The organism is Pseudidiomarina sp. CB1, assembly GCF_024752025.1.
Classification (GTDB): domain Bacteria; phylum Pseudomonadota; class Gammaproteobacteria; order Enterobacterales; family Alteromonadaceae; genus Pseudidiomarina.
The window spans coordinates 197,976-212,501 of the sequence record NZ_JANTPU010000003.1; the positions used below are offsets into that span (position 1 = coordinate 197,976).

Annotated in this window: 10 protein-coding genes; 3 read left to right on the forward strand and 7 right to left on the reverse strand. The window is 50.6% G+C overall.

The genetic code is table 11. The features are described 5' to 3' along the window. Together NV375_RS12095 and NV375_RS12100 are read left to right on the forward strand one after the other, a co-directional pair. On the forward strand, positions 1–3,207 hold the full coding sequence (locus tag NV375_RS12095) for an amidohydrolase family protein (RefSeq protein WP_258808436.1): 3,207 nt from the start codon (positions 1–3) through the stop codon (positions 3,205–3,207). Positions 3,208–3,293: 86 nt separating this feature from the next. Then, a complete protein-coding gene (locus NV375_RS12100; RefSeq protein WP_258808437.1) occupies positions 3,294–4,229 on the forward strand; it encodes a LysR family transcriptional regulator in 936 nt (311 codons plus the stop codon). Between the two features lie 7 nt (positions 4,230–4,236). Here NV375_RS12100 and NV375_RS12105 read toward each other — a convergent pair whose 3' ends face one another. The 7 genes from NV375_RS12105 to NV375_RS12135 form a co-directional block, all read right to left on the reverse strand. Continuing rightward, positions 4,237–5,451: an ABC transporter permease gene (locus tag NV375_RS12105; protein WP_258808438.1), complete on the reverse strand. Its 1,215-nt coding sequence runs from the start codon at positions 5,449–5,451 to the stop codon at positions 4,237–4,239. Positions 5,452–5,474: 23 nt separating this feature from the next. Beyond that, positions 5,475–6,788, reverse strand: coding sequence for an ABC transporter permease (locus tag NV375_RS12110; RefSeq protein ID WP_258808439.1), 1,314 nt, complete (start codon positions 6,786–6,788; stop codon positions 5,475–5,477). Between the two features lie 10 nt (positions 6,789–6,798). Next, a complete protein-coding gene (locus tag NV375_RS12115) occupies positions 6,799–7,512 on the reverse strand; it encodes an ABC transporter ATP-binding protein (RefSeq protein WP_258808440.1) in 714 nt (237 codons plus the stop codon). A 16-nt stretch (positions 7,513–7,528) separates the two neighbouring features. Beyond that, positions 7,529–8,797, reverse strand: coding sequence for an HlyD family efflux transporter periplasmic adaptor subunit (locus NV375_RS12120; protein WP_258808473.1), 1,269 nt, complete (start codon positions 8,795–8,797; stop codon positions 7,529–7,531). A 75-nt stretch (positions 8,798–8,872) separates the two neighbouring features. Further along, positions 8,873–10,309, reverse strand: a complete 1,437-nt coding sequence (nhaD, locus tag NV375_RS12125; RefSeq protein WP_126773763.1) for a sodium:proton antiporter NhaD — start codon at positions 10,307–10,309, stop codon at positions 8,873–8,875. A 148-nt stretch (positions 10,310–10,457) separates the two neighbouring features. Beyond that, complete coding sequence (locus tag NV375_RS12130; protein WP_258808441.1) at positions 10,458–11,261, reverse strand: SDR family oxidoreductase; 804 nt, start codon at positions 11,259–11,261, stop codon at positions 10,458–10,460. A gap of 15 nt (positions 11,262–11,276) precedes the next feature. Then, positions 11,277–13,415, reverse strand: a complete 2,139-nt coding sequence (locus NV375_RS12135) for a diguanylate cyclase (protein ID WP_258808442.1) — start codon at positions 13,413–13,415, stop codon at positions 11,277–11,279. Positions 13,416–13,747: 332 nt separating this feature from the next. On the opposite strand from NV375_RS12135, the gene NV375_RS12140 reads away from it, so the two are divergent. Further along, positions 13,748–14,497, forward strand: a complete 750-nt coding sequence (locus NV375_RS12140; protein ID WP_258808443.1) for a hypothetical protein — start codon at positions 13,748–13,750, stop codon at positions 14,495–14,497. The last annotated feature ends 29 nt before the right edge of the window (positions 14,498–14,526 follow it).

Consider the following 14,526-nt stretch of genomic DNA (forward strand, 5'->3'; position numbering starts at 1 on the left):
ATGACTAAATTATCAACGCTGGCCCTTGCGGTCAGCGTCGCACTTTCTGCATCTGCTGCATCTGCGGTTTCTGCGCCTGCTACGGCAATGCAGCAAGACGACGAAGTGAAGTGGGACGTACAAGCGCCACAAGGCGAATTTAAAGACATTCAAATCAAGGTCAACGAAGGCACTTGGATGAACGTCGACCTGAGCCCTGACGGTAAATACATCGTTTTTGACTTGTTGGGTGACATTTATCGCATGCCAGCTAAAGGCGGTGAGGCCGAATTGTTAGCTGGCGGTATCGCTTGGCAAATGCAGCCGGTGTATTCGCCAGATGGCAAGCACATTGCTTTTACCTCAGACCAAAGTGGCGGCGACAACATTTGGGTGATGGATGCCGACGGTAGCAACCAGCGTGCGGTAACCGACGAGACGTTCCGTCTGCTCAATAGCCCAGCTTGGAGCCCAGACAGCCAGTTTATTGTGGCGCGTAAGCACTTTACCGCACGCCGCTCATTAGGTGCCGGTGAAGTGTGGATGTACCACGTCAATGGTGGTTCAGGTGTGCAATTGACCGAACGTCCGAATGACCAGAAAGATTTGGGTGAACCTGCGTTCTCACCGGATGGCCGTTACATCTACTTCTCGCAAGACGACACGCCGGGCAAAACCTTCCACTACAGCAAAGATTCGCTCGAGGGTATTTACACCATCAAGCGCTTCGACCGCGAAACCGGCGACATCGACGTGATTCGTGGTGGTGCGGGCGGTGCCATTCGCCCAACGCCATCACCTGACGGCAAGCACTTGGCGTACATTAAGCGCGAAGACTTCAACAGTGTGTTGTATCTGTACAACCTCGAAACTGGCGAAGAGCAGCGTTTGTACACCCAGCTCGACCGCGACATGCAAGAAACCTGGGCGATTCACGGTGTTTATCCGACCATGGATTGGACGCCTGACGGCGAAGCTTTGGTGTTCTGGGCCGATGGTAAAATCATGCGCCTTGACGTCGACAGTCGCCAAGCGCGGGTGATTCCGTTTAGCGTGGAAACCACCAAGAAAGTCCAAACCGCATTGCACTTCAAACAAAACATTGAAGCCGATGACTTCAAGGTGAAGATGCTGCGCAATGTGCAAGTGTCACCTGATGGCGAACAAGTCATTTATGAAGCGCTAGGGCATCTGTATCAGCGTGACCTAGACGACAATGCTGTGGAACGTCTAACCGACCGCGAAGGCGCATGGGAGCTTTACCCAAGCTACTCACGTGACGGTAGCAAGCTGGTCTACGTGACGTGGGATGACCAAGAACAAGGTCAAGTCATCGTGCGTGACGTGCGTAGCGGCAAAGAGCAAGTGTTACCGACGGGCAAAGGCAAATTCATTGAGCCAGTATTTAGCCCAGACGGTACGTCTGTGGTTTATCGTAAAGTGCGTGGTGGTTACATCACCCCTGATACTTATGGCGTGAACCCTGGTATCTACCACTTGGCGTTAGCAGCGGATGCTGAGCCACGTTTAATTAGCGAAAACGGTTTCCAGCCGCAATTTGGCCAGCGTAATGACCGTGTCTATTTGATGGACTCAAGTGGTGCACAGAAGCTACTTGCGGTGGATTTAGAGACCAAACAACAACGTACGCTCTACACCTCTGAGCATGCGACGGAGTATCGTGTCTCGCCTGATGGTCAGCATCTCGCCTTTGCTGAACGCTTTAAAGTGTTCGTGACGCCGTTGGTTGAGCGCGGTGCGCCGATTGCGATTAGCCCAACCGACAAGCAGTTCCCGGTCGAGCAACTTTCAGTGCGTGCGGGTGAGAACATTTCTTGGACCGCAGATGGCAAGAACCTGTACTGGTCGCTGGGTCCAGAACTGTATCATGCGTCAGTCGCTGGTTTGTTTGCCATTGATAAAGCCGACAACGCCTTTGAGAAGGTCGCCAACGGTACGGATATCAGCTTTACTGCTGAGCAAGGTATTCATGATGAAACCGTTGCCTTTGTCGGCGGCCAAGTGATCACCATGAACGGTGACACCGTGATCAACGAAGGCACCGTGGTCGTGCGTGGCAACAAAATTGTTGCAGTGGGACCGAAAGACGAAGTGAACGTGCCAAACGGTGCGACCGTGATCGATACCACCGGTAAGTCGGTCATGCCTGGCTTGTTTGACGGCCACGCACATGGTCCTGCCGGCGAGTACGAGATCATTCCTGAGCAGAACTGGCAGAGTTATGCCAACTTGGCTTTCGGCGTGACTTCGATTCACGATCCATCAAATGACACTACCGAAATCTTCACCGCGAGTGAAATGCAGAAAGCAGGCTTAATCGCCGCGCCGCGCACGTTCTCGACCGGTACGATTTTGTACGGTGCTAACGGGCCGGGGTACACCTCGCACATTGATAGCCTTGACGATGCTAAATTCCATTTAGAGCGCTTGAAGAAAGTTGGTGCTTTCTCGGTCAAGAGTTATAACCAGCCGCGTCGTAACCAGCGTCAGCAGGTAATTGAAGCGGGTCGTGAGCTCGAAATGATGGTGGTGCCAGAAGGCGGCTCATTGTTGCAGCACAACTTGTCGATGGTTGCCGACGGACACACCACCATTGAGCACTCGATTCCAGTTGCCGAAATCTACAACGATATCGAGCAATTCTGGCAGCAAACCGACGTGTACTATACGCCAACACTAGGTGTGGCTTACGGCGGTATTTGGGGTGAGAACTACTGGTATGCGGAAACTGACGTGTGGAAGCATCCGAAACTGTCGAAGTTTGTGCCGCAAGATGTGCTGGTCGGCAAGTCGATGCGTCGCGAAAAGGCCCCGCATCATCATTACAACCACATCAACAACGCCGAAGTGGCAAAACGCCTAACGGACGCAGGTGTGAAAGTGGTTTCAGGTGCTCACGGTCAGCGTGAAGGTTTAGCGCAGCACTGGGAAATCTGGATGATGGAGCAGGGTGGCATGACGCCGCTTGAGGCTTTAGCAACAGCGACCATCAACCCAGCGATGGAGTTCGGTATGGACCACGCGCTTGGTTCACTCGAAGAAGGTAAGCTAGCGGATATTATCGTCATTGACGGTAATCCGTTGGAAGACATTCGTGTGACCGATCGCGTAACGCACACCATGGTTAATGGCCGCTTGTATGACGCGACCACTATGAACCAACTGGTGCCAGCGGCTGAACCGCGCGCTAAATTCTTCTGGGAATAGACGAATGTCGTAGCGATTACGGCTGTTTATTTCGCAGAAGCTCGTTATAATCCCGCTATATTCGTATAGCGGGATTTATTTTTTTTATGAATAACATCAAAGATATTGACCTCAATTTACTGGTCTATTTAGACGTGCTTTTGCGTGAGCGCAACGTTACCAAAGCCGCAGCGCAACTGAACATCACGCAACCGGCAATGAGTAATGGCCTGAAGCGTCTTCGTAGCTTACTTAATGATCCGATTTTGGTACGTACCAGTGAGGGCATGATCCCCACCGAGACCGCCTTGCGCATGCAAGAGCCGGTTCGGCAGATTCTCTATTCGGTCGAAGAAATGGTGCAGCCCGCGCGCGAATTTGATCCGTCTACAACCGATCGTGTGTTCCGTATTATGGCGTCGGATTATGCGGCCTCAACGTTGCTACCAAGGTTATTACCAGCCATCCAAGAGCAAGCTCCGTCAGTGACCTTAGATATTATGACGCCGAGCGATATTAGCTTTCACGACGTCGAAAATGGCAAAGTTGACGTGGCCATCAACCGCTTCGAAAAACTACCGCAATCGTTTCACCAAAAGGCCTTGTGGGAGGACGATTTTTCTTGCCTGATGCGCAATGACCATCCGTTGCTACAAGACTATTCGCTTGAGAATTACCTGAAAGCCGAACACGTGTGGGTGAGCAAAACTGGCTTTGGTGTCGGCGTCGGTATGGACCCACAAGACGTGCAGAAGCTAGGGTGGGTTGACGAAGCGCTCGCTGATTTGGGTCACAAACGCGACATTCGTGTGTTTACCCGTAACTACCATGTGGCGATGCACTTGGCGCGGCAGGGCTTGATCGCCACTTTACCGACCCGTGCGGCAAGTCTCTATAAAGATGACGACGAGCTCACGATGCGTGAGCCGCCGTTTGCGATTCCAGATTTAGACCTCACCATGATTTGGAGCCCATTGCTGCAGCATGATGCGGGACACCGCTGGTTCCGGCAACTCGTTGCCGAAACCGCAGCGGAGGGCTAAGCCTAGTTTAGGTGGTCCGGGTCGCCAATGCAGGAGATAGATTTGCTGCTTTGCGTGCCGGACCAAGCACGGCAAGCTGCCCGACGATGACTAACACCACCATGGCTATGGGTAGGTAATGCCAACCAATACGTGGCAGGCTAAAGGTGTCAACCAGCCAAATATTCAGCGCAATACTAGAGGCCACACCAATAATAAGGCCACTACTAGTAATCAATAGGTTCTCAAGCATAAATTGGCGCATGATGTCGCCCTTGGTCGCGCCAAGAGCACGACGTGTGCCGATTTGCTTGCGTCGCTGATTGACCGTGAAACTCACCATACCGACGATACCTAAAGCGGTAACGAGCGTTAGCACAGTCACAATGACCCAAAGCACCGTCTGTAAGGCAAAGAAGTCTTGGTAAGCGTCATCGCGCTGTTCATCCATCGCGGTCACATTCCGGATCAGCCGGCCATCGCGTTTCGCTAACAGTAACTCTTCAACCTCACGCATGAGCCGATCGCGTTCGCCTGGCTCGGTGCGAACTAAATAACGGTTGGCATTCCACAAACCACGTTGCGGTACCAACATGACATTATTAACGTTACTCCACTGCACCCAAGGTGCCTGCAGATGGTCAATAATACCTTTAATGGTCATCGGTTCGTCGTCGCGAATAAACACGGTTTGCCCAATAATTTCCGCAGGTGTGAGATCTGGGAATAGATTCTTAGCAGCCGCCTCGGTTAATAAAATATTTTGTGGCCATTGCTTGTCATTGGACAGGCGATAGGTGACTTCAGTTGGACTAAAGTTCTCACCCGCAACCAATTCGACACCCAATGTGTTTAGGCCATGGTCGTCAACGAAGTACAGCGAAACAGGGGTTCCGTCTTGGCTGTTTGGCGTCGTTGTAAGTCCCATCGACCAACCACCACCGCTCAACGGTGTCGAATTGATTTGCGTAGCATCAACCACACCGTTGAGCTTGCGGATCTCGAGCAAGTCGGTTTCCACGGCAACGCGTTCGTTGAAGCTGTCTTTGTAGCCAACGTACATTAAATGGAATTGGTTCGCTTCATCCATACCGGATTCGCGCGCCATCATACTGCTACGGTTTTCAATCATATGAATAGCATTAACGATGATCGTCATGGTTAATGCTATTTGCAATGCGAGCAATAATGCGCCAACTTTGTTACGCAGTAACGCTCTAAAAATAGGGCCAATTTGATTCATGATGCGTTTCCTTTGTAGGCGTTTTATTGCGTTTTAAGCTGACCCGCGGGGGCAATACTGCAGGCGCGCCAAGTTGGATAAAGTGCGGCGAGAATCGAGCTGACGATTGCTAGAGCAAAGCCAACGGCGATCATTGTGCCATCGAGAGAGGTGAGGCCCTCGGTGGAGTCACCATAAAGCGCGCTGATGCCTTGCAAACCAAGCCAAGCGAGGATTAAGCCAACTAAACCGCCTAGCACACCCACAATGGCGGCCTCGACCGAATAGTGCAGCATCAAGGTACGACGGCTCGCACCCACTGCGCGGCGTAAAGCGATTTCACCAAAGCGGCCGGTGAACTTGGCTAACAACAAGGCAATGGTATTGAGCAAGCAAACAATCAAGAACATTAAGGCCATGTACATCATCATTTGTGCATCATCGGCGACCACCTCTTGGTATTCCAGCCACTCCATCACGTTGTGTAGACGGTTATTTTGCTCACGAGGAAAGCGGCCCAGCTGCTTTTGTTCGGCTACGTAATTGTGCAAGAAGTCTAAATAAGCGTGCTTATCGTCAGGGTCTTCAAATTCAACCCAGAATTGCGAGTTGACGCATTCGGAATTCAAGAAAGCTTGAAAGGTTTCTTCCGCAATCGGCTTCCAACAATTGTTATTACCGCTCGTATCGAGCTCCAGCGCTTGTTTTAAGGTGTAGGGCATGTAGACATCTTCCATGTCATTAAATGCTCCCGTTGCGAGGTCGAAGAACTTCGGCTTCGGTTCCCATTCGTCGAGCACGCCGACCACCCGAAAGACATTACCACTGAACGTTACCGTCTCGCCCACCGAATTGGCGCCGCCAAAAATTTCGTTATTGGCCTCTTTACTCAGCACAATCACGAGTTCGCGTGCTTCATCTGCTTGTGCAGTCCAGCCTGAGCCATAAAGAAACGGCGGCTCGAACATGGGGAAAAAGTCGGCATAGGTGATACGAACTGAAGCCAAGTAAGGCTTTTGATCCTGCCCTTTCGGCTCAATGACACCGTAAGAAGTGCCCATGCCCGCCTGCCGATAGGCCATCTTCGCCTCGGTAAGTTGGGTAGCCTCGAGCCAAGTCACTTGGTCAGGCGGTAAATTGGGTTCGTCATAAGCTTCATTGGGCGACCAGTTATCAACCTGCACGGCAAACAACCGCTCACTTTTGTTTGGAATGGGGTCTGCTGACATCAAATAGTTGACGGTAATGGTCGTCATCGCTGCGCCAATACCTAGGCCAATCGCAGCAATCATCAGCCCGGTGAGTAACACGTTCTTCTTTAAACTGAGCAGGGCCAAGCGGCCGTAATATGCAATCATGACGACCTCACTAAACTTGCGCAGTTTGTTGCAACAGTTCTTGGATATTGGTGCCGGTCTGAACCTCAGTGACCTGACCATCGCGCACGAAGATATTGCGTTGTGCCCGCTGGGCGAGACTCGGATCGTGCGTCACCATAATAATGGTTGTGCCTTGCGCGTTGATCTCGCTGAGTAAATCGAGCACGCCGCTGGCCATATTTGAATCAAGGTTACCGGTCGGTTCGTCGGCAAGTAAAAAACGTGGCGACCCCGCTAATGCACGTGCAATCGCCACACGCTGCTGTTGACCACCTGAAAGTTGTGCTGGGTAATGGCCCATACGATTCGCGAGCCCGACGGTTTCCAGCGCCTGCTCGATACGTTGCTTACGCTCGGCGCTGTTGAATCCACGGTAGCGCAAAGGCACGTCGACGTTGTCGAATAAATTGAGGTCGGGCAATAAGTTAAAGCTCTGAAAGATAAAGCCAATTTTTTCGTTGCGAAGTTGCGCGAGCTGGCGGTCATTCATGCCTTGCACACTTTTACCGTCAAGTTGGTAGTCACCTTCGTCAAAGGTTTCTAATAAACCGGCGACATTCAGAAAAGTCGTTTTACCTGAGCCTGATGGACCGGTGACAGCAACAAAGTCGCCTTCCTCGACCTGTAGATCAAAATTCCGCAATGCGTGAGTTTCGATAGTATCGGTACGAAAAGTTTTACGAACAGAAGTCATTTTCAACATAATAGGGTTTCTCATTTTAGTTGGTCAGGCGAACGGTCTGGGCATCGCCAAAAGGTTCGATACTGGAAATAATGATGCGGTCACCTGGATTCAGGCCGGCAGTAATTTCAACGGCATTCATACTTGATGCGCCGGTACTAATCGTCGTGCGATAGGCCATGTCGTCTTGGACGACATAAGCGATTCGTCCACCACCACTCTCCAGAAACTGGCCACGACTGACTTGTAGAACGTCGGCTTTTTGCGCCAAAATAATGCGTGTAGTCAGGCGTTGATTTTGGCGCAAGGCATCGGGCATGGTATCGACAAAACGCACATTACCGATGACTTGGTTGTCACGAATTTCGGGTGAAATCGCGACCAACTGTGCTGGGTAAATGGTTCCTGAGTAGTTAATTTCTGCGGCCATACCGATGGCGAGGTCATCGGCATAACTTTCTGGGATCGCAATTTCGACTTCGAACGCAGTAAGATCGACAACCCCGAGAACCGCTTGATTACGCGCAACCTGATTCTTCTGGTCGACTTCACGGTTACCCACGAGCCCTTCAACTGGCGAATGAATTGCAAGGCTCGCGACTTGACGCTGCAAATTATCGACAAGAGCTTGCTGTCGTGCGACTTGTAACTCACTGGTTTGCAGCTCAAACACTTGTGCATCGGCTGCGAGTTGAGCACTGGCCACGGCATGTTCGTAAACGAGTTTGGCATTTTCGAGATCATCTTGCGCTTTCTCGAAATCGATTTCGCTAATCGCTTTCGCTTTCCATGCCTCGTCGGCTCGGCGCTTTTCGCGTTCAGCCGCGGTAAAGGTCACGCGAGCCATATCAATATCGCGCTGCGACTGCAGTTTGGCACTGCGGGTTTCGATGCGCTGGCGCTCAAGGTCAACGCGAGCGGCGTCGAGTGACGCTTGTTCTTGTTCCAGTCGGCTCTCTAACTCGGGACTTTCGATGGTGGCTAAGAGCTGTCCTTTGGCAACCGTGTCACCGGCATCAACATAGTAAGTGACGGTACCTTCGGCAGGACTGTACAAGGTGGGTGCCACCGCGGCAATCACGCGGCCTTCGATCGACACATCACGGGTAAGATCCGCGCGGGTAACCGCTGCGATGCGAATCCGATCAAGCGGCACAGCATGTTCAGTCTGGCTCCATTTGCTGAGCGCAGGAAACACCGCAATACAGATGAGAAGGACTATCGAAAGACTAATGATAAGCTTCCAAGGACGCTTTTTACGGGTATCCCGCACAACGTCTTGGCCGCTCGTATCGGCAAGTTTGATCAAGGCTGTTCATCCCTTTCTAAGCGTTATTTTTTTCTTAGGACGAGATGAACAGCGAAAAGGTTTACATGGCGTTTAATTGAAGATGTGGAACAAATGGTCGTTGAGCCAGATGTGGACCACGATACTGACGAAAAAGCCCACAGCAATCGCTGGCGCCCACTTTAGGTGGCTCGCAAAAGTGTAGTAGCCGCGGGCCTGGCCCATCAGCGCGACACCAGCGGCAGAGCCAATGGAGAGCAAGCTACCACCAGTACCGGCAGTAAGCGTGATCAATAGCCACTGCCCATGGGACATATCGGGCTGCATTGAGAGCACTGCGAACATCACTGGAATGTTATCAATCACTGCCGACATTAAGCCCAGTGCGACGTTGGCATAGGTGGGTGACCATTCGTTATACAGGGTGTCGGATAGCAAGTGCAGGTAACCCAAGAAGCCTAAACCGCCAACACACATAACGATGCCATAGAAGAACAGCAACGTATCCCACTCGGCCCGTTGCACACGGCTGAACACATCAAAAGGCACAACGCCACCGAGGCGCTTCAGGCGTTCCATGTCGCCAGCGCGTTCGGCCATGGCACGTTTGCGGGCGAGTGAACCTGGTAGGGTCATGCGTAAGAAGTAGCCAAAGAACTGCAAGTAACCAAGGCCCATCATCATACCTAACACCGGCGGTAGGTGCAGGAACATGTGGCAAGCTACAGCGGTAGCAATGGTCAGTAGGAACAAGCCGGTGATGCGCAATGCGCCGCGTTTCAGTTCGACTTCTTCATAAACGGCTTGTGGTTTTTTGTTCTCGATGAAAAAGTTCATGATCAATGCTGGCAACAGGTAGTTCAGCAGCGACGGGATAAACAGCACAAAGAACTCATGGAATTTAACAATACCTGCTTGCCATACCATCAGGGTGGTGATGTCACCGAATGGACTAAACGCACCTCCGGCATTGGCGGCGACGACAATACTCACACACGACATACCGATGAACTTTTTGTCGCCATCAGCGACTTTCATGACCACGGCACACATCAATAGGGCAGTGGTAAGGTTGTCGGCAATCGGTGAAATGAAAAACGCTAGAAAGCCGGAGAGCCAGAAGAGTTGGCGATAAGTGAAACCTTTCTTCACCATCCATGAGCGCAACGCATCGAACAGCCGACGTTCTTCGAGGGCATTGATGTAGGTCATTGCCACCAGCAAGAACAACATCAACTCGGCAAACTCAAGCAGGTTATGGCGAAACGCGTCTTCGGCCACGCCAGGGAAACCTTGGTCGACATAGACCCAACCGATCATAATCCAAATCAAACCCGCAGCAACCAAGACGGGCTTTGACTTACGCATGTGTAAGCGTTCTTCCCCCATGACCAAAATATAGGCTGCGGTGAAAATGATGATGGCGACAATGCCAACGGTTGAGGTGGTTAAATCGAGTGGGCCAGCAGCGGCTAATGCTGCAGGGCTCATGAGTAATGCTGCGAGCGCGATAAAGAGTAGCTTCCACATGTGTCGAAATCCTTGCACACAAAGGTTCTAGAGGAGTTTTGCGCGCGCATACTACCACAGAAACTACGAAAAGCAGCGGGCGTATTACGATTTTGTTAAAGGTCTTTGGAGGTACCTCTCAACAGGTACCTCCATTTACGAACTAATGCTATGATTTATCGTGTTTTTTAATCGATTTGTGCAGTATTCGGCGATACCACGAACGGGGCAAAAAACGCTTCAAATACCATGCGTAGCGACCTTGCTTATGAGGAATTGTATAGCTATGTTGACGCTCGATTGCGCGCATAATTGCCTTCGCGATGTCGGTGGCATTGAGTTTGCTTTTACTCATGAGTTTATCAAGCTTGGCTTCCATTCCCTCGATCGATGACCGCATACCTTGCCCAAGATTGGTTTTAAAGAAAGAAGGGCAGACCGCGGTCACGTGGATATTAGAGTCTGCAAGTTCGTTTTCGAGGGTCTCGGACAAGCTCACCACCGCCGCTTTTGTGGCATTGTAGGAAGCCATATTAGGCACATCGAGTAGTCCAGCCATTGAGGCAACGTTCACAATGTGGCCGCCGTTGCGTTGCAGTAGCGGCAGAAACGCCTTACAACCTCGCACCACGCCGAGCAGATTGATATCGATGATCCATTGCCAATCGCTAATACTGGTGTCGGCCAGTGTTCCTACCTGAGCCACGCCAGCATTATTGACCAAGATGTCGATCCCTTGCCAACGTTCATCAAGTTCTTTGGCAACATTTTCGAGGTCGCTCATCCGTGTTACGTCACAGGCAAAAAACAGCGTATCCGGTTGCCAACGCTGCAAGCTACCGATCACTGCCTCGCCGCGTTCAGTATCACGGTCTAAAATAGCGACCTGCCAACCCGCTTTCGCCGCGAGTTGTGCCAAAGCGAAGCCCAAACCACTGGCACCGCCAGTGATGACAATACGTTGCTTTTGCATGAAGAATCTAACCTATTAAATGGTTTCTATGGAAATTCGGTTACGACCCGTGTCTTTGCTTTGATACAGCAATTTGTCAGCCTCGGCAACCAAGCGGCGGAAACTTCCACCACCAAAACTGTGGCGTACCTCGGCGATGCCCATGCTGATGGTCATCGGAACGACTTGACCATTAACCTGACAGTAGGTCGCTAACGCATCTTGAAATTTTTCAACGAGCTTGCGGACATCGTCCACGTCACTGACAAAGACCGCGAACTCTTCACCACCATAACGTGCGCATAAACAGCCGCGGCGCTCAAAATGCTCTTTAAGCAATTGGCCTACACAGCGAATGCATTCATCACCCGCCGGATGCCCCATGGTATCGTTGATGCGTTTAAAGTAGTCGATATCCATTAGAATCAGCGCGACAGGTTCACGGGTCGCCATGGCTTCGTGGTAGCGCTGCTCGGCAAGATCATCAAAGGTTCTGCGGTTCAGCAGCTCGGTAAGTCCATCTTCGCGAGCGAGCTTTTGTAGTTTCATGTTCAGCTGCTCAAGATCTTTGGTCTTCTCGTTCACCTGCTGCTGCAGTTGCCGATTAAAGTTCACCATAAGCTTACGTGCTGCAGTCAGGTTCTCGGCAATAGTGCGGACTTCGCGTGTCATGTCGTGATTCGGAATCGACAGCGGGCTATCAGTATTGTCACGTAATTGCTCTGCCAATTGTTCAAGCGGGCGGTTAATATCCTGCGCAAAACGGTGCGTAACAAAAGCGAACAAAATCGCGATCAGCGTTAGGAAAATAGACAAAATGATGAGATTGTTCAGGAATAGCTGCGTGATCAAATCTGGACTAGAGAACACGTAAATATTCCAACCGTAGGCATTCACGCGTTGGGTGAACAGAAGGTCACGCTCGTTAATGCGTGTCAGTGGCAGATTTTGTGTATACAGGTTGGTAAATGTATTGGGCTCATAATGGCTAAGGGTGCGTAAACGAAGCTCATCACTGGCAAACAACACCTGATCTTGGTCGTCGGTCACCACAACGGACTGATAGTTGGGATCGATGTCGGTACGGCGGACTAAACGCACCAGCTCAGGAACATCCAGTGAGCCTTCAACGATGCCGCGAAAAGTCCCATCAACAATGAGCGGTTCACTGATGGCAATAATCGGCTGAGTACCAAAGCCGCGACCACGAAACGCACTCGAAACATAACCTAAGTTGGTGGCTTTTGGCTCACTAAAATAGCTACGGTCATTGATATCCGGTGGCGCTGTGGGGTTATCGATCAACACCTGAAAATGACGTGCGGGTACGCCATGCAAAATAGTGCCGTTGGCATCGGCAAGTAGCATCGACACAAAACCAGGAAAGTTTTCTTGGGTTAAGCGCATAAGTTCCAGATGCTCTTCGTAGCGGGTGACCGCTTGCATACTGTCGCGTAAGTTACGGACCGCGACTTTGTAATCATTAACGAAATCTTCGGTAACTTGCCTGAGACTATTCGCTTTGCCACCGATATCACTGACGATCTGTTGTTCAACCTGCTGCGCGGAACGCACTGTATAAAGTAATGAGAAGCTTAGTGAGCTCACGATGATGCATAAAAAGCTGAGGTAAAATACCCGTCCACGCAGTGAATCAGCGACAGGCTTCATGGTTACGCTGCGCCAGGTTTTCGGCACCAGTTGGTACAGTAAGATAGCGAGTGCGGTGTAGAGTAGGCCGTTTAATAACAGCTTGGCGAGAACCAAGACTAAAAAGGTAGTTGGGACATCAATAACGGTAGGTAAGTACCAATAACTTAATGGCATCCCGAAAATCAGCCAGTAGATGAGATCGGCCAATAAAATAGGAATACGGCGGCGGAACAAGAACCACACGACGATGATTTCTGCCGCTAAGGTAACGAAGAAAAACAGATTATCGGTGTACAGGTAAACCGCAATGGATGCGATAGCTGTGCTAACTAAAGCACTCGGGAGTCCGCGTGTGAACAAAGCCAAGAACACAAAAACTTGGCCTAATAAGATGGTCACCGAGCCATAAAGCTCGAAGGCGAGAAAATAATTAACGAGAGCAGCAATAGCACCAAACCCAATTCCAGCAAAAACGCTGATCAGGGTTTGGTTCATGTCATTGTTTGATGCATGTGCGTTCACGAAATTAGAAACCCGATATGAATACGTCCTCTGAGGTTACCACAATTATCTAACATGAAAATGCACTTTTTGTCTGAGTCATTAGTTATCGTCGTTCGCGTAGGGAACATGCCTAAGTAATAGGTTTAGTTTGAAGTTTTTGCTCGTGCAACATTTTCTGTAGGCATTGCAGTTTATTAACATGCTTTTACAAACTGATCGCACGCGTATCTTTCAGTTGCAATAGTTCGCTAGCGTTGTTCAATTTTTGAACTACGCTTGTTGCTCTTGGGGCAGGAAGCCCTTGCCGTAGCGGAAGGAGAACCAGTAAAGGTCGTTCAGGAGGAAAACCGATGCGGAAACTACCTTTTTATTTAACTGCCATGGCAGTTCTACTTACACCAACACTTGCTCAAGCCGATGACCATGAGGACAACGGTTACTATCTATCGATGAGCGAATTCACGTTGAAGACGGGACACGTCAAACCCTTTGGCGAAGGCGCTAAGGCTTGGCTCGAATGTTATAAGAAAGCTGGCGGCGAAAAGTCATACAACCTGTGGCGTCGCTTGCAAGGTAATGGGCACGTTGCGGTACTCACCAGCGCTTACAAAGATTGGCAGGCCTTCTTTAGTGAAGATGAAGCGGCTAAAAAATGCGAAAAAATAGTCGACGAACAAATCACGCCACATATGGAAAGTACCGCCTTCCATATGGCCGGCTTTATGCCGAAATGGAGTGGTGAGCCTGGCGGCTCAGACAAGTATGTCGCTGTTTATAACTTTAAAGTAGCCGACTATGAGCTTTTTGAAAGTACTGTTGAGGCTATCGAAGCAGCGGTAAAAGATGATGGTGGCCCTGACTCGCACTGGTACTACAGTATGGGCGGGCGTGGTGTCGCGGATTACTTTGTTGTTGAAGGATTTGCCGACACCGCCGCATTAGACGCTGACGATCCGGGCATTTGGAAACGGGTTGAAGCGAAGCTAGGCGCCGAGAAAAAAGACCAGCTACAAGGCGATTTCATGAAGTCAATCAATGAATGGTGGACCTATATGTACATTCATTTAGAAGACTTAAGCTACGCTGGAAAAACCGAATAACTGAACTAAACTTCTGCAAAGCGGCGAGT